18 protein-coding genes are annotated in these 16,189 nt (G+C 61.5%); 10 read left to right on the top strand and 8 right to left on the bottom strand.

The window, feature by feature from the left end:
* The first annotated feature begins 10 nt into the window (after window positions 1–10).
* From crtY to G570_RS06465, 3 genes are read left to right on the top strand one after another with little or no spacing between them, the layout of a single operon-like run.
* Window positions 11–1,162 (top strand): lycopene beta-cyclase CrtY, encoded by a 1,152-nt coding sequence (gene crtY / locus G570_RS06475; RefSeq protein ID WP_037500334.1) that lies wholly within the window; start codon window positions 11–13, stop codon window positions 1,160–1,162.
* Window positions 1,159–2,628, top strand: a complete 1,470-nt coding sequence (locus G570_RS06470) for a phytoene desaturase (RefSeq protein ID WP_037500331.1) — start codon at window positions 1,159–1,161, stop codon at window positions 2,626–2,628. The genes crtY and G570_RS06470 overlap by 4 nt, the downstream gene beginning before the upstream one ends.
* Window positions 2,625–3,548, top strand: a complete 924-nt coding sequence (locus G570_RS06465; RefSeq protein WP_037500328.1) for a phytoene/squalene synthase family protein — start codon at window positions 2,625–2,627, stop codon at window positions 3,546–3,548. Before G570_RS06470 ends, G570_RS06465 begins: the two co-directional genes overlap by 4 nt.
* On the opposite strand, the gene G570_RS06460 is transcribed toward G570_RS06465, so the two are convergent.
* A complete protein-coding gene (locus tag G570_RS06460) occupies window positions 3,517–4,047 on the bottom strand; it encodes a sterol desaturase family protein (protein ID WP_037500325.1) in 531 nt (176 codons plus the stop codon). The two genes, G570_RS06465 and G570_RS06460, sit on opposite strands and share 32 nt — an antisense overlap.
* Before the next feature lie 13 nt (window positions 4,048–4,060).
* Window positions 4,061–4,366, bottom strand: a complete 306-nt coding sequence (locus tag G570_RS06455) for a hypothetical protein (protein ID WP_037500322.1) — start codon at window positions 4,364–4,366, stop codon at window positions 4,061–4,063.
* A gap of 75 nt (window positions 4,367–4,441) precedes the next feature.
* Here G570_RS06455 and G570_RS06450 point away from each other — a divergent pair, with 75 nt between their 5' ends.
* Window positions 4,442–5,629, top strand: coding sequence for a glycosyltransferase family 4 protein (locus G570_RS06450; RefSeq protein ID WP_037500320.1), 1,188 nt, complete (start codon window positions 4,442–4,444; stop codon window positions 5,627–5,629).
* Here the strand turns inward: G570_RS06450 and G570_RS06445 are convergent.
* Complete coding sequence (locus G570_RS06445; protein WP_037500317.1) at window positions 5,626–6,237, bottom strand: PadR family transcriptional regulator; 612 nt, start codon at window positions 6,235–6,237, stop codon at window positions 5,626–5,628. The genes G570_RS06450 and G570_RS06445 overlap by 4 nt on opposite strands.
* A gap of 96 nt (window positions 6,238–6,333) precedes the next feature.
* Between G570_RS06445 and G570_RS06440 the strand changes: the two genes are divergently transcribed.
* From G570_RS06440 to G570_RS06430, 3 genes are read left to right on the top strand one after another with little or no spacing between them, the layout of a single operon-like run.
* Entirely contained in the window at window positions 6,334–7,662 is a 1,329-nt protein-coding gene (locus G570_RS06440) for a replication-associated recombination protein A (protein WP_037500314.1), read from the top strand.
* Between the two features lie 11 nt (window positions 7,663–7,673).
* Window positions 7,674–8,978 carry a mechanosensitive ion channel gene (locus tag G570_RS06435; RefSeq protein ID WP_051504100.1) on the top strand — a complete coding sequence of 435 codons (1,305 nt, stop codon included), beginning with the start codon at window positions 7,674–7,676 and terminating at the stop codon, window positions 8,976–8,978.
* Window positions 8,975–9,829: a hypothetical protein gene (locus G570_RS06430; protein ID WP_037500312.1), complete on the top strand. Its 855-nt coding sequence runs from the start codon at window positions 8,975–8,977 to the stop codon at window positions 9,827–9,829. The genes G570_RS06435 and G570_RS06430 overlap by 4 nt, the downstream gene beginning before the upstream one ends.
* Window positions 9,830–9,952: 123 nt before the next feature.
* Here the strand turns inward: G570_RS06430 and G570_RS13615 are convergent, their stop codons facing one another.
* Window positions 9,953–10,243, bottom strand: coding sequence for a hypothetical protein (locus tag G570_RS13615; protein WP_169731733.1), 291 nt, complete (start codon window positions 10,241–10,243; stop codon window positions 9,953–9,955).
* A 104-nt stretch (window positions 10,244–10,347) separates the two neighbouring features.
* Here G570_RS13615 and G570_RS13365 point away from each other — a divergent pair, with 104 nt between their 5' ends.
* A complete protein-coding gene (locus G570_RS13365) occupies window positions 10,348–11,832 on the top strand; it encodes a TM0106 family RecB-like putative nuclease (protein ID WP_169731732.1) in 1,485 nt (494 codons plus the stop codon).
* Between the two features lie 30 nt (window positions 11,833–11,862).
* A complete protein-coding gene (locus tag G570_RS06415) occupies window positions 11,863–12,744 on the top strand; it encodes a S1 family peptidase (protein ID WP_051504098.1) in 882 nt (293 codons plus the stop codon).
* Window positions 12,745–12,770: 26 nt separating this feature from the next.
* On the opposite strand, the gene G570_RS06410 is transcribed toward G570_RS06415, so the two are convergent.
* The 4 genes from G570_RS06410 to G570_RS06395 form a co-directional block, all read right to left on the bottom strand.
* On the bottom strand, window positions 12,771–13,355 hold the full coding sequence (locus G570_RS06410; RefSeq protein WP_037503933.1) for a tyrosine-type recombinase/integrase: 585 nt from the start codon (window positions 13,353–13,355) through the stop codon (window positions 12,771–12,773).
* Between the two features lie 329 nt (window positions 13,356–13,684).
* Window positions 13,685–13,924 (bottom strand): hypothetical protein, encoded by a 240-nt coding sequence (locus tag G570_RS13610; protein WP_156930342.1) that lies wholly within the window; start codon window positions 13,922–13,924, stop codon window positions 13,685–13,687.
* A gap of 218 nt (window positions 13,925–14,142) precedes the next feature.
* A complete protein-coding gene (locus tag G570_RS06400; protein ID WP_037500301.1) occupies window positions 14,143–14,898 on the bottom strand; it encodes a hypothetical protein in 756 nt (251 codons plus the stop codon).
* Between the two features lie 24 nt (window positions 14,899–14,922).
* Window positions 14,923–15,180, bottom strand: coding sequence for a helix-turn-helix domain-containing protein (locus tag G570_RS06395; RefSeq protein ID WP_037500300.1), 258 nt, complete (start codon window positions 15,178–15,180; stop codon window positions 14,923–14,925).
* Window positions 15,181–15,274: 94 nt separating this feature from the next.
* Here G570_RS06395 and G570_RS13605 point away from each other — a divergent pair, with 94 nt between their 5' ends.
* On the top strand, window positions 15,275–16,171 hold the full coding sequence (locus tag G570_RS13605; RefSeq protein WP_156930341.1) for a hypothetical protein: 897 nt from the start codon (window positions 15,275–15,277) through the stop codon (window positions 16,169–16,171).
* The last annotated feature ends 18 nt before the right edge of the window (window positions 16,172–16,189 follow it).

Below are 16,189 nucleotides of genomic sequence, written 5' to 3'. Positions count from 1 at the left end.
GCGTTCGGCGATGGCCGCCAACCGATACGACCTCATCATCCTGGGTGGCGGACTGGCCGGCGGCCTGGCCGCGCTGGCGATGAAGCGCGAGCGGCCCGACATTCGCGTCGCGCTGGTCGAGGCCGGGACGAGCTTCGGCGGCAATCACGTCTGGTCCTTTTTCGACAGTGATATCGCCGACGCCGACAAGCCGCTGGTCGAACCGCTGATCGCGCACCGCTGGGGCAGCTACGAAGTCCGCTTCCCCGCCCATCGCCGCCAGATCGACGAACCCTATCGCTCGATCGAGAGCGAAGCGCTGGACCGCGAAGTGCGCGCCGCGCTGGGCGACGATGCGCTGGTCGGCGTCCGTGTGGTCGAGGCCGGGCCGGAGGAAGTGCTGCTGGCCGACGGGCGGACGATCGGCGCCGGCGCGGTGCTCGATTGCCGCGGACTTGGTGCGGCACCGTCGGCGATGCGCTGCGGCTGGCAGAAATTCTGCGGGCAATTGCTGAGCATCCCGGCCGGTCACGGGCTTGAACGCCCCATTGTGATGGACGCGTGCGTCGACCAGTCCGACGGCTATCGCTTCGTCTACTGCCTGCCCTTTTCGCCGACCGAATTGTTCGTCGAGGACACTTATTACAGCGACACGCCCGACCTCGACCGCGACGAACTGGCGCGGCGGATCGCGGCTTACGCCGCCGCCAAGGGCTGGCAGGTATCGCGGGTAAGCCGCGAGGAAACCGGGGTTTTGCCGGTGGTGATGGACGGCGATTTCGACCGCTTTTGGCCGGCAGACGACCCGCTGGCGCGCGGCGGGGTTCGGGCCGGGCTGTTCCACCAGCTGACCAGCTATTCGCTGCCCGATGCCGTCCGCTTTGCCAGCTGGCTGGCCAGTGACGCGACGCTCGACGGATCGCTGGCCGCCCAGACCCGCAAAGTTGCCCGCAGCGCCTGGTCGCGCGGCGGTTACGACCGGATGCTGGTCCGGATGCTGTTCCTCGGCGCGGCGCCGACGGAACGCTTTCGCATTCTCGAACGATTCTACCGCTTGCCGGCGGCGCTGATCGCGCGTTTCTATGCCGGCCGACTTACCGTCCTTGACCGCTTGCGGATCCTGGTCGGCAAGCCGCCCATCCCTATCCACCGCGGCCTAAGCGCCATCATGGAGCGAATGTGAGCAAGACGGCGATTGTCATCGGTTCCGGGTTCGGCGGACTGGCGTTGGCCATCCGCCTGCAATCGGCAGGCGTTTCCACCACGATTGTCGAGGCGCGGGACAAACCGGGCGGGCGGGCCTATTATTGGGAACGCGACGGCCATGTGTTCGACGGCGGCCCGACGGTCATCACCGATCCTGATTGCCTGAAAAAGCTGTGGGCGCTGTCCGGACAGGACATCGCCACCGACGTCGACTTGGTGCCGGTGACGCCCTTCTATGCGCTCGACTGGCCCGACGGGACACGGTTCGACTACACGAACGACGACGAATATCTGTTCGCGCAGATCGAAAAGCTCAATCCGGCCGACGTCGAAGGCTACAAGCGCTTCCTCGACTATAGCCGCGGGGTTTTCGAAGAAGGCTATGTTAAGCTGGGCACCAAGGCGTTCCTGAGCTTTACCGATATGCTCAAGGCCGCACCGGCGCTCGCCAAATACCAGGCATGGCGATCGGTTTATTCCATTGTCTCAAAGTTTGTGCGCGAAGAACATTTGCGGCAGGCATTATCCTTCCACACGCTGCTGGTCGGCGGCAATCCGATGACAACCTCGTCGATCTATGCGCTGATCCACAAGCTGGAGCGGGACGGCGGAGTCTGGTTCGCCAAGGGCGGCACCAACCGCTTGATCGCGGGCATGGTCGCGCTGTTCGAGCGGCTGGGCGGCACCATCCGCCTCGCCGACCCTGCCACCGCGATCGACGTCAAGGACGGCAAGGCGGTCGCGGTACGCACCGCGTCCGGTTGGCGCGGCGAAGCGGACATGGTCGCGTCGAACGGCGACGTGGTCGCCAGCTACGGCCTGATCGAAGACCATCCGCGCGGGCCCAACCGCGTGAAGCAACTCAAGCGCAAAAGCTACTCGCCCTCGCTGTTCGTGCTGCACTTCGGGCTGGAAGGCCCCTCGCCCGACATTCCGCACCACATGATCCTGTTCGGCCCGCGCTACGACGGGCTGCTCGGCGACATTTACGACCGCGGCGTGCTGGCGAGCGATCCTTCGCTCTACCTCCACCACCCGACCGCGACCGACCCGTCGATGGCGCCGGAGGGCTGCTCCACTTTCTACGCGCTGGCGCCGGTGCCGCACATGAAGAAGGCGCCGGTCGATTGGGCGCAAGAGGGCGAGAAATATGCCGAGGTGATCATCAACACACTGGAGAAGCGGCTGATCCCCGATATCCGCAGCCGCATCCGCACCCGCTTCCACTATGCGCCGAGCGACTTCCAGCACGACCTGTTCGCGCATCTCGGCAGCGCGTTCAGCCTGGAACCGGTGCTGTGGCAGTCGGCCTGGTTCCGCCAGCACAACCGCGACGATGTCATCCAAAACCTCTATTTCGTCGGCGCGGGCACCCATCCGGGCGCGGGCATTCCGGGCGTGGTCGGATCGGCCGAAGCGACCGCGGAGCTGATGCTGGGATGAGTGACGACCGCGACCGCCTGGTAGAAGCGGCTGGAAAATCCATCGCGGCGGGCTCGAAAAGCTTTCGCTTCGCCAGCCAGATTTTCGAGCTGGAAACGCGCGAGCGCAGCTGGCTGCTCTATTGCTGGTGCCGAGCCTGCGACGATATTACCGACGGCCAGACGCTGGGCCATGATGCCAAGGCGACCGACAATCCCGAAGAGCGGCTGGCCTTCATCCGCGCCGAAACCGACAAGGCGCTGGCGGGCGAAGCGACGGGATATGTCCCGTTCGATGCGCTGGCGACGGTGGCAGCGGAAACCCATATCCCCGCCGACCTGCCGCACGACCACCTCGGCGGCTTTGCCCGCGACGCGAGCGGGTGGCAGCCGGAAACGGGCGAGGACCTGCTCAGCTACTGCTACCAGGTCGCCGGCGCGGTCGGCGTGATGATGGCGCATGTCATGGGCGTCGACCCATCCGACCGCGACACGCTCGACCGAGCGAGCGACCTCGGCATCGCCTTCCAGCTCGCCAACATCGCGCGCGACGTGGTCGAGGATGCGAAGGTCGGGCGCACCTATCTGCCGCGCCAGTGGCTGGCGGAAGAAGGGCTGGCCGGCGCCGACCTGACCGATCCGGCGCACCGCTCCGCCCTCGCCCGCGTGACGCGCAAGCTGACCGACCTTGCCGCCTTGTATCGCCGGTCGAGCCGGGTCGGTGCGGCACGCCTGCCGTTCCGCAGCCGCTGGGCCGTCCTCAGCGCCGCGCGCATCTACGGCGAAGTCGCGGTCCGTGCGGCGGAGCTTGGCGAACGGGCATGGGATAAAAGGATTTCAGTGTCGAAGGCGGAGAAGTTCGGCCTGGTGCTGTGGGCGTTCGCCGACGCCCTGCTGCCCGCGCCGAAGGTCAGTCGCGAAGGATTGTGGACGCGGCCTTAGGCCCGCGCGGCGTGCGCACCCGCGCTTCCTCGTTGCGCGCCAGCTCGGCCTTCAGCGCATCGATGGTCGGCGCGTAGAGGAAGCCGAAGCTGACCGTGCCTTCGCGGCTTTCGACGATATGGTGCATCCGGTGCGCCTGGACGATGCGCTTGAAATAGTCGCTGCGCGGCACGATCCGGTGCTGCACACGGCGGTGGACGATGACGTCGTGGAAGCCGAAGTAGATGGCGCCATAGGCGGCGATGCCGACCCCGATCGACGTCGCGACCCAGCCCCAGTCCTCCTGCACCCCCATCCAGATCAGGAAGATCGACGGCATTGCGAAGATGACCCCGTAGAGGTCATTGAGTTCGAACAACCCGGTGCGCGGGCGGTGATGGCTTTCGTGCAGCACCCAGCCGAGCCGGCCGTGCATCACCCAGCGGTGCATGACGTAGGCGAAGCCTTCCATGAAGGCGACCGTGGCGAGGAACAGCAGCAATCCCAGAATCAACGACATGGCCGCGCCTATATCAGTCGTGACCCTTGTCGGCGAGGAAATGCATCAGCTGGGCCAGCGTCGCTTCCATCTGGTCCTGCATCTGGCTGATCAGCTCGTTCTCGCGCATATTTTCATGGTCGAGCGGCTTGGAATAGCTGTCGGAAAAAGCGCGCAGGTCGTCGGCATCGAAAATGCCCTTGGCGACCAGCTTGGCGATGATCACCAGCAGGCCGTTGGTGTTGGCGATATTGCCCGCCACCAGCGCCTCGTCGACGATGGTCAGCGCGTCGTCGCCATCTTCGTTTTCGTCGTCGATATCGTCGATCGTCTCGCTCATGGACCCACTGTGGCACAGTCGCGCGGAAGCGCAAGCATTGCCGGAAAACCCCCATTGCCGCTAAGGGCGTTGCCCATGAAGCCGGAAGAGCTCCGCATCGCCCTGTTCTCGGGCAACTATAATTATGTCCGCGACGGGGCGAATCAGGCGTTGAACCGGCTGGTGGAATATCTGCTGCGCCAGGGCGCTAGCGTCCGCGTCTATTCCCCGGTGGTCGAGCATCCCGCCTTCCCGCCGACCGGCGACCTCGTCAACGTCCCGAGCGTCGCGATTCCGGGGCGCGAGGAATATCGGATCCCGATCGCGCTCAATGGCGAAGCGCTGGCCGACCTCGAAGCCTTTGCGCCCAACATCGTCCATGTCGCCAGCCCTGACGTCGTCGCCCATCGCGCGGTCAGCTGGGCGCGGCGCAAGCAAATCCCGGTGGTCGCGTCGGTGCACACGAGGTTCGAGACCTACCTGCAATATTATCATTTGGGGCTGCTCGAACCGGCGCTGCGTGCGCTGCTGCGCCGCTTCTATCGCCGCTGCGACGCGATTGTCGCACCGGTGGATTCGACCGCCGCGGTGCTGCGCGCCCAGCGCATGCACCGTGACATCACCATTTGGAGCCGCGGAGTCGACCGCGACCAATTCAATCCGGCGCGCCGCGACATGGAATGGCGGCGCAGCCACGGCATCGGCGATGGCGAAATGGTCGTCGCCTTCCTAGGCCGCATCGTCATGGAAAAGGGTCTCGACGTCTTTTCGGACGCCATCGCGGCGGCCGAGCGGATGCAGGTGCCGCTGCGCGTGCTGGTCATCGGCGACGGCCCTGCTCGCCCCTGGTTCGAAGAGCATCTGCCGAAGTCGGCAGTGTTCGTCGGGTCGCAGACCGGCACCGACCTCGGCCGGGCACTGGCCAGCGCCGACGTCTTCCTCAACCCGTCGATTACCGAGGCGTTCGGCAATGTGACGCAGGAAGCGCTGTCGTCGGGCTTGCCGGTCATCGCCGCGGCCGCCACTGGCGCCACCAGCCTGGTGCAGGACGGCGTGTCGGGCACCTTGGTCGACCCGATGGAGATCGACCAATATGGCGCGGCGCTGAAGCGCTATGCCGAAGACCCGGCCCTTCGCGCGCGCCACGGCGCCGCCGGCATCGAATTCGCCAGGACCCGAGACTGGGACAACATCAATTCGGTGATGCTGAAGCTGTACGACCGGGTCATCGAACGACGCCAGCGGCTGCAGGCCAGCTTCGGCCCGCGCTGGCTGCCGAGCTAGATCCGCTCGATCTTCTTCGCCGCCTCGTCGAGGATGTCGACGACCTCGCCGAGCAGTTCGTCGGTCCAGCCGTCGCGCCCGACGCGATTGCGCAGCGCCGCCATCATATTGGCGACCGCGCGGCCGATTTCGGGCTTGGGCGCCTGGCGACGCTTGCCGATCGCACCGAGCCGTTCGATCAGCGCTGCGACCTCGGCCTCATTGTCGGCGAGGTGGGCGCGGCCGGCGTCGGTCGCCGCATAGACGCGCTTGGCATCGGGCGACGCGGTTTCGGCAATGTAACCCAAGTCTTCGAGCATCGAGAGCGTCGGATAGACCACGCCGGGCGACGGGGCATAATCGCCGCCGGTCATCTCCTCGATCGCCTTGATCAGCTCGTAGCCGTGGCGCGGCTGGTCGGCGAGCAGCTTGAGCAGCGTCAGCCTTAGCTCGCCGCTTTCGAACACGCGGCGACGGCCGCGACGGCCGCCATGGCCATGGCCGAAGCGCCCGCCTTCGCCGAAGTCGAAATGAAAGTCGCCGCTGTCGAAGCCGAACCGGCCGGGCATGGCGAACTGGCCGTGAAGGCCATGATGGCGGCCGTGGCCGCGGTGGAAGTGAAATCGCATTTTATTCCTTTCTTACGATAGGTCGAAGATATATCTTAGTGCTATCGCAAACAAGGGCAGGTGAAAGTTTTTTTTGGTCGGCCTATGACAGCGCAGATGGCCGACCTCTTCGCCGACGACAGCGCCGCCAAGGCGGCTCAAGGCGCCCCTTCCCCCGACGGTCCGCTGGCCGACCGGCTGCGCCCGCGCGCACTGGACGAGGTGGTGGGACAGGAACATCTGACCGGCCCCGAGGGCGCAATCGGGCGGATGGTTGCGGCGGGGAAATTGAGCTCGATCATCCTGTGGGGACCGCCCGGTACCGGCAAGACCAGCATCGCGCGGCTGCTGGCGGATGCGGTCGGCCTGCGCTTCGTCGCCTTGTCGGCGGTGTTTTCGGGCGTCGCCGACCTCAAGAAGGCTTTTGCCGAGGCGAAGGAGTTCGCCCGCACCGGCAAGCGCACCCTGCTGTTCGTGGACGAGATCCATCGCTTCAACCGCAGCCAGCAGGATGGCTTCCTGCCCTTCGTCGAGGACGGCACCATCACGCTGGTCGGGGCGACGACCGAGAATCCCAGCTTCGAGCTCAATGCCGCGCTGCTTAGCCGCGCGCAGGTGCTGATCCTGCACCGGCTGGACGAAGAAGCGCTGAGCCAGCTGCTCGACCGCGCCGAGGCGCTGGCCGGCCAGCCGCTTCCGCTCGACGACTATGCTCGCGCCGCGCTGGTCGCCAGTGCCGACGGCGACGGGCGCTTCCTGCTCAACCAGGCCGAAACGCTGTTCGATCTCGGGCTGGAGGAGAAGCTCGACCCGGCCGGGCTCGCCCGGCTGCTGCAGCGGCGCGTTGCGGTCTACGACAAAGACCGCGAGGGACATTACAATCTTATCTCCGCGCTCCACAAATCGCTGCGCGGGTCCGATCCGCAGGCGGCGCTTTACTATCTGGCGCGGATGCTGGTGGCGGGCGAAGAGCCGCTCTACGTCCTGCGCCGCATCGTCCGTTTCGCCTCGGAAGACATCGGCCTCGCCGATCCGCAGGCCTTGGTGCAATGCCTTGCCGCCAAGGACGCCTACGACTTCCTCGGGTCGCCCGAAGGCGAACTGGCGATCGTCCAGGCCTGCCTCTATTGCGCGACCGCCCCCAAATCCAATGCCGCCTACAAGGCGCAGAAGGCGGCGTGGCGTTCCGCCCGCGACACCGGGTCGCTGATGCCGCCGCAGTCCATCCTCAACGCGCCGACCAAGCTGATGAAGGACATCGGCTACGGCAGCGGCTACGCCTACGACCATGACGCCGACGACGGCTTTTCGGGCGCGGATTACTGGCCCGACGGCATGGGGGCGCAAGCATTTTACGAGCCCGTCAATCGCGGGTTCGAAGCCAAGATCGCGGAACGTCTTGCCTATTGGGACGGGCTTCGGCGAGAACGGCAGGCGAAGGACTGAAGGGGAGAGTCATGTACCAAACTACCGAACCGGCCCATTATTGGCAGCAGCAGCTGGTCGAATGGGGGCCCAAGGTCCTGTTCGCCGTCCTGATCCTCATCGTCACCCATTTCGTCGCCAAGGCGGTGCAGTGGGGCGTCGCCAAGCTGATCGACCGCCTGCCGATCCTGAAGCGCAATCCGGGCATCGGCGGCGACAGCATCGGGACCGAACTCGGCCGTCTCGGCTATTGGCTGGTGTGGCTGGTCGGCCTGATCGCGGCGCTGCAGCCGCTCGGCCTGTCGGGGGTGCTGACCCCGGTCACCGCGCTCACCAACGAAGTGTTCGCCTTCCTGCCGCGCCTGCTCGGCGCCGGCCTGTTCTTCTTCGCAGGCCTGATCCTGGCGCGGATCGTGCGTCATATCGTCGAGGCGGCGCTGGGCGCGCTCAACCTCGAAAAGCTGGCGGGCCGCGCCGGCCTCAACCTCGGCGAGCAGCCGGTGGCCGTCGACGCCGCCGGCGTCGCGGGTGAAGGCGTCGCCCCTGTCCGCAGCACCATCGCCCGCGCGGTCGGCATGACGGTGTCGGCGGTGATCATCATCTTCGCCGCCATCGCCGCGCTCGACATTTTGAAGATCGACGCCGTCAGCGAACCGGCCAAGAACATGCTCAACATGATCGCGCTGGCGATCCCCAACGTGCTCGCGGCGCTGCTGTGGCTGGCGATCGCGTTCCTGATCGCCAAGTGGGTCAAGAGCCTGCTGGAAACCGTGCTGCCGAGCCTCGGCTTCGACAATTATGTCCATTCTTTGGGCGCCATGCCGCGCAGCATTTCGCCGTCGCGGGTGATGGGATCGCTGGCGATGACCACCATCCTGCTGGTGGCGGGGATCGAGGCGCTGCATCGCCTTGGCGGCGACCAGACCGCCGCGCTGATGATCCAAGTCACCGAACTGGGCGGCAAGGTCATCTTCGGCACGCTGGTGATCGTCGTCGGCTTCGTGCTGGCGCGGATCATTTCCAACCTGGTCGGTAGCTCGACCGGCGAAGGCGGCTATGCGCAGACGGTGGTCAAATATGCGATCATCGCACTGTTCACCGCCATCGGCCTGACCTTCATGGGCCTCGCCGACCAGATCGTGATGCTGGCGTTCGGCCTGATCCTGGGGTCGGTCGCGGTGGCCAGCGCCATCGCCTTCGGCCTTGGCGGGCGCGACTATGCCGCGCGGCTGCTGGAGGAATGGCACCATAGCGCCAATCCCCCGGTACCGCCGCGCGTACCGCCGCGGCTGAAGAAAGCGACCCCGGCCGACGACAGCCAGCCGCCGCTGGTGTGAGCCGCCAAGGGTTCACCCGCACGGTCGCGATCGACTGGTCGGGGGCCAAGGGCAGCCGTCACAAGGGCATCGCCATTGCCGAGGCGCGGGAGGGCAACCCCCCGCGCCTTGTGCGTGAAGGGCATGTCTGGTCGCGGCAGGCGGTGCTCGACTGGCTGGTCGGGGAAGCGGCCCGCGAGCCCACCCTGTTCGGGTTCGACTTCAGCTTCGCCCCGCCCTTCGCGGAGCGGGGCGCCTACCTTCCGGGCGAACATGGCGTGCCGGGCGAGGCCAAGGCCTTCTGGGCCTATGTCGACGCGCTGAGCGACGACGAGGACCTGGGCGCGGCGAGCTTCCTCGAGCGAGCACACCGCCGCCATTTCTACTTCGGCGCGGCCGACGGGCGGAAGGCGGACTACATGCATTTTCGCCAGTGCGAGCAGCGCTTCAACGCCGGCGGCGGGGGCAAGGCGGCGACGGTCTATGACGCCATCGGTGCAGCGCAGGTCGCCAAGGCGAGCTTCGCGGGCATGCGCCTGCTCCACCGCGCGGCGGCGCACGTCCCGGTGTGGCCGTTCGACCCGGCTGAGCCGGGCCGCAGCGCGATCGTCGAGATTTACGGCCGCGCCTTCATCCGCCGCGCGGGGCTTTCAGGCCGCAAGCTCCGCGACCTCGACTCGCTCAACCAGGCGCTGGCGGCGTTCGACGTTCCGGCGATGGCAGCGAGCCGCTGGCTAAGCGATCATGAGACGGATGCGCTGGTGACGGCGGCGGGGATGCTGCGCGCGCTCGACGACCCGGCCGCCTTCGATCCGCCGGGCCTTACCCCGCACGTCGCGCGAACCGAGGGCTGGACGTTCGGCGTCACTTGACGCAAAGGGCGGGCGGCGCGCCGGCTTAGCACAGTGGTAGTGCAGCGGTTTTGTAACTTGGTCAGATCGTTGATAAAGCTTGATTTTCAGATCGTCTATTGAGCCGATTATAGCGCTCTGAACCTATTGGACCCCACCTGTCGGCACCCGAATATCAGGGCGCTCCACAACCGTATATCGACTTGGACCTTTCGGCAGACGACCTTCAATCACGGCTTCGGGAATGGGGTCATTGACGAGAAAATCACCCCAAACTGTTCCTCGCTGATGCTGAAGCCCAATCAATCGAATGATTCGGATTGGGGTCATCCAGCCTTCCTTTGTGTGCTGGAGCCATTCCGGCACGAGCCAATGTTCCCCGTCGTGTTCAATGACGTCCATTTCGCAAAGGCCTTGTTCGGCGATGGCAACCATCGCCTTCATAATTCTCATGACTTGCTTGCCTCCAAATTATCGGGCTAATTCTGACATCGCTCGGTCAGATGCGACTATAACGTCCAATGTTCTGGGGAGCGAGCATGCCGATAGTAACTGCAGCACATCTTTACGACCTTGTAGCTTGCTCTCATCGAGTTCACCTCGACCAATTTGGTGATCCGTCTGATCGGGATGAAATCAGCCCATTCGTCCAACTGCTTTGGGAGCGAGGCACGTCCTACGAGGCCGAGGTAGTTGGACGACTAAAGGAAGGTGAATTCGTTTCTGTCCGGGAGCTACCCCCATCGGACCGGGAAGCAGCGACCATTTCAGCCATGAAGAATGGAATTCCGCTCATATATGGCGGTCGAATTGCTGCTGGCGATTTGCTGGGCGAACCCGACCTGCTGATCAAGCGAGACGGGGGATATATAGCAGCCGACATCAAATCGGGCCGTGGCGAAGAAGGGGACCCTGACGAAGACGACGGCAAGCTGAAACCTCACTATGCTGTCCAAGTTGCCCTTTACACCGACATCCTCCTTCAACTCGGCTTCGGCATCGGCCACCATGCTGAAATCTGGGACGTAAAGGGTGACCACGTCCCCTACGATTTGGACAGTCCCCGTCACAGCAGGACGACCGAGACTTGGTGGGACGTTTACGTCGGTGCCTTGGGATCGGTGAGAGCAATTCTAGGCGGAAGTCCAACCCGTGGGGCTTTGGCATCGGCTTGTAAGCTTTGCCATTGGTACAGCTTCTGCAGGGGTGAACTAACAGCTGCCGGGGATCTGACTCTGATCCCCTACCTCGGTCGGGCTCTACGGGACGGCATGAGCGATCATCTGACCTCCCTCTCCGATTTTGCAGCTTGTGACCCGGAGGCGTTCATAGATGGGTCTAAGACCAGCATCCCAAGGTTGGGTGCCGACAGGCTCCGATTGTTCCACCGACGAGCAAGACTTCTGACCGAAAGTGGAGCAGCTCCATTCCTTCGAGATGTTGTAGAGTTACCGCCTGTCGAGCTCGAAATCTTCTTCGACATTGAAGCCGACCCTATGAATGACATCGTCTACCTTCACGGCTTTGTGGAGCGTCGAAATCAGGACCCGGCCACTGAAACCTTCACTGCCTTTTTCGCTGAAACTAACGACGCTGAAGGTGAGCGAGAGGCTTTCAGAAATGCAATGGCATGGCTGAAAGACCGTCCAGATGCTGCCGTTTATTACTATTCGAAATACGAACGGACCATGTACCGAAAGCTTTGTGCACGTTATCCCGATGTCTGTTCAGCCGACGATGTCGAAGCGCTTTTCACACCACCTCGATCGGTCGACCTTTATTTTGACGTCGTCTTTCGGGCGACCGAATGGCCGACGAACGACCATTCCATCAAAACTCTGGCCAAGTTTCTCGGGTTTGCATGGCGTGACACCGATCCGTCTGGAGCGGCCTCGATTGAATGGTACCAGCGATTTGTTGAATCTGGCGATCATGCCATCAAACAGCGAATTCTTGATTACAACGAGGACGATTGCCGAGCCACGGCAGTGCTCCTCGACGGCATTCGCCGATTGGCTGTTTGACTATTAATTTCCACCATACCGAGGCCAATTATGACCGAAGTCCTTGAGATGACGCTCGCCGAGCGGATGCTTTACTGCACCGTCAAAATTAACACCGTCCGGCAGGGCAGTGCCGTTGGTTCGGGCACCGGGTTCTTTTGGCAGAGCAGAGCGGTGAATGATCGAAGCATGTTCCTTCTCGTAACGAACAAGCATGTCCTTGAAGGGGCTGATTCCTTAGTCGTCATCGTCCATATGGCCGACGCTAGCACGTCGGATAAGCCGTCAGGACAATTTGCGAACTGCCGAATTGAACTGTCGACCGTAGACGTCTTTCCCCATCCCAATCCAGCGATCGACCTGGTGGGCCTGAATTTCACTGCGATCATAAACGAGGCCGTGGGTGCAGGCACACCACTATTCATTCAATCCATTGCTGCAGCAGCCATTCCCTCGGAGGAGGATTGGTCGCTTTTCGATGCCTTTGAGGAGGTGCTGATGATCGGCTGCCCACGGGGCATCTATGACCAAGCCAACAACTTGCCGATCGTCCGGCGAGGAACGACCGCCACCCCACTATCCAAACGCTATGAAGGACGGGACGAGTTCCTCGTCGATATGGCCTGCTTTCCGGGTTCATCCGGCTCTCCAGTTTTCATGTACAATGCCAACGGCTTCGTCGACCGAAAAACCAACACCTACATGATGGGCAAAGGGCGCTTCTTCTTCCTCGGCATTCTGTATGCCGGCCCGATAATCAACAATGAGGGTCGGATTGTCCTTGGTAGCCAGCCGAGGATCGAGGTGGCTGCGATGATGCATTTAGGCCAAGTGATGAGGTCAACCATGATGACCGACATCGACGATCTAGTTGAAGCTCGCCTCGACCAAATCGCCGCAAGCGAAGCGACCGAACTGCCTAGCGCCGAATGAACGGACCTTATCATCAAGATTTCGCCCTACCAGCCATCTACCACCCTGATCATCGCTCGGCTGTCGATCTCGATATACCGCTGAGTCATGGCCAGGGACCGATGGCGGGCCAAGGCTTGTACGTCCCGAAGGCTGCCTCCGAAGCGACCAATATTCCTTGCCGTCATTGTGATGAAGGTTCGTCGTCCCGAATGGCTCGAGCAGCCCTCATACCCAAGGGCCCGATACCAGCCCCGGAACATGTTGATGATCGCTTGGGCCGAGGTCTTGGTCGATCGCTCCGTCCTAACGACGTGAAAATCCGCTTGCGGTAATTTCGCCGATTCCCACAATCGGCCTAGGGCGAGTCGGAGGTCCTTGGCCATTGGCAATGCTCCTCCCGACCCGGCTTTGGCGACAGCGTCGGGTAACCGGATGACATCGCCGAGCCGACCTTCGGCATCGGTGACCATGCCCCACGTGAGTCCAGCGATTTCCTTCGCACGTAATCCGGCCCTCAGCGACAGAAGGAAGATGACCCGATTTCGATCGGGATGCCGGGTCGTCGTCAGGTGGGCTTCGACCAACCGAACTTGGGCGAGCGTCAGCAATTTGGCCTGCTTTCCAGCCATCAAGAATCCCCTTGCGGTTATTAGGAAAATCGCCACCAAATATAATTTCAAATGAGTCTGGCCTAAAGGCCGAATTGGTCCAGTAATTCCACAACCAGTTTCAACAGGTTGGACGGACTCATTTGGAAATCACGATTTAATAATGACTCTTATTTCGTCAGCATTTCTGCTGTCGATCAACCGATAAATATTCCATGAACACAATCAGACTTAATTCAAACCGACAGTTTAACCGACATGTGACTGCCAATTGGCTAGGGAGGATCGAACCCAACCTAGCAATGACTATGACGTTGAAGCAAAGGATCAGCACGTTCAACGGGAAGGACCTAGCTTGGGTGCAAGGCGACGAAGTCCAATATGGCAAAGCGTTCATCCAGCTCGTTCGTCGGTTGAGCAAACAAGCGTTCCCCCATGCCTATCGGCGACATGGAAAGCTGATTCCGGGCTTCGCCAGCCTTGAAGGTGACGGCCAAACCAAACGCCTTCATCTGCATGGAGCCATTCGATGCCCTGACCACATCGACCCAGTCGATATGGACAAGATGATCCGGGATCAGTGGCAGCATTGTGAATGGGCTATGCCGGATGTCAAAATCGAGCCCATCGTTGGCCCTTGGGTCAACTACATCCTGAAAGACGGAACCGAAGCGCTATTGGTCGAAACGATCAGCTTCTAGAGATGCCGTGGCCGACTGAGTCCCCTTCTCGACAACGTTCCCGACCCTAAATTCCCTTCCAGCTTTGCGGGCGTCGCCCGAAGGCCTTGGCTGAGAATTGCCTAAAGTTAGAGACCCAATTCGTCTTGGCCAACGTCCGGTCCACAAAGGGTTACGACCATGTCTTCAACAAAGTGCAACGTCTGATCGAAAATCATATCGGGACTAGCTGCCACAAGCGGGTCGACCCCGGAAAATCGAATACCAACCAGCAATTGGAACGGCACTCCCGTCATAGGAACGTCAGAATTCAAGAACGGATAATGGCCGTCCTCAAGGTCGTCATCCCTAACGTCCCAAATTTTCTGTCCCTGCCCCGGTCGATTAACAGCAACTGCCCGAACTGTAGCGTTCGAAGGAATTAGCGACCAATGCTTTCCGGAATTCGAAACCTCCTTGACCATTTGGGCATGAGGGAGTCTGGTTCGGTTACGTTCCCTCGCTTCAAGCACATGGTCGACTGCTTCTGTCCCGATGAAGGGTTCGAGACGATTTAGCGATGCTCGGAAATTGGCATCGTCCAACGACCAAGGGAAATAGATATCTCGATTCCGATCGTGGCCACGAAGTCGGGCAAGTGCCCCCACTGCCTGGTCAAGGGTATGGACGAGATTGTTGGCGACGTCAGCAGCCACGGGTTTAGCCATTTTTAGCCGACCTGAATTGACGACAACGGCATAGGTGTAAGTACCGTTTTCGTTCTTCGTTTCATCGATCGAAAACAGCTCGTGATCGGTGTCGCCAATGATTCTGTGCAGTTCCGCTAGATGAAGCTTGGCCCTTGCCAACAGGAGCCGAGCATCTTCTGTCCAGTCGCCATTCATTCCGCCATCATAGATTCAACTCGCCTAAATCTCGACCTTCTGGGGAAGGCATTTGACGATGCTCCCGTACAATTCGACCGGGTCGGCCCCGATAGCCGTGGCTACAGCATAAAACTCCACGACATCGAGGCGCCGTTGACCGCTTTCAATTCTGCTAATCAGGCTTTGGTTTTTGCCCAGCTTACTAGCCAGATCCTCCTGCCGAAGACCTGCTGCCTTTCGGGCCGAAACAAGAGCATCGACCACCACCTGATTGGCATCGGTGAAGATCGACTTCGGCATTTGCTCCCCAGTCAAAAGCGACTGGCCTTGAGCTACATGCTGAAACTACATATGCATTTTCTGGATATTTTGCCGGCTTTCTTTGGGGGTGGCGATGAAATTGGCTCCGTTCGCCTTTGTTCTTTTGCTCGCCACCGCCTGTCAAAAGCCAACTGAGATGCAGGAACCTAGTGTCAAGCCAACGGAATCGATGGCAGGGCAACCGGATGGCGTCGAAAGCGATGGGGAATGGAAACTCACCCAAATTGTTGACCGCTTAACTGACGAGAGAGGGGTCGAAACCAACGGTGTTTTGAACGGAGCTAAGGTTTCGGTCAGCTGCATGTCGGGAAAGTCCTTGGAGTATGTCTTCGACCTATCCGACCGAACTGACGACGTTGGAGTCTTCGGGCGAAGTGCTGCCGTGCAAATTCGATTGGATGAAGCTTCACCCGAACAAGCGACGATACAAACCGACCGGAGATTTCCCAACCAAGTTCGCATAACAGCCAAAGACGTAGGCCGAGATCTCGATTGGTTAGCTGATACAAGAGCTTTGAACATGACGGCGGGCGAAGGCAGCCTTTTGGCTGTCCGAATGGCCCTTGCTAACCGAGTGAGGCTGGCAATCCGAACAGCAAGTGGTGATGCATTTATCGACCTTCAGCAATCGGGAGCAATCAAGGACGTTCTCGGTCAATGCTCAGCCACATCGGACGAGCTCCAGATGCGAATTGAAGCAAAGTCGGCCGAAATGGCAAAGGCGGTCGCTTTTAAACAGCAAAGCGAGGAGCTTCGGGCAGAGTTGGCAGATTGCCTTACATCGTCGGGTCTGGGTGGTTCAGGGGCGACCCCTCAAGTTGGGTTTGATGTCAGGTCGGAAGGTCCGGCAAACGTCAATTCCGACTTCGGCGACAACGAGCAAATTGGCATCAGAATTCGCCAATGCTGGCCCACCAACGTTCCATCCGGTCTGATTGGGCACCGGGTAACGATTCGATTGCCGAACTGACGCCACGCTCTGAACCAA

Origin of the sequence: Sphingomonas jaspsi DSM 18422 (assembly GCF_000585415.1) — a bacterium.
Lineage (GTDB): Bacteria > Pseudomonadota > Alphaproteobacteria > Sphingomonadales > Sphingomonadaceae > Sphingomicrobium > Sphingomicrobium jaspsi.
Note: the sequence above shows the minus strand (reverse complement) of the source record. Positions and strands in the feature narration are given on the sequence as shown.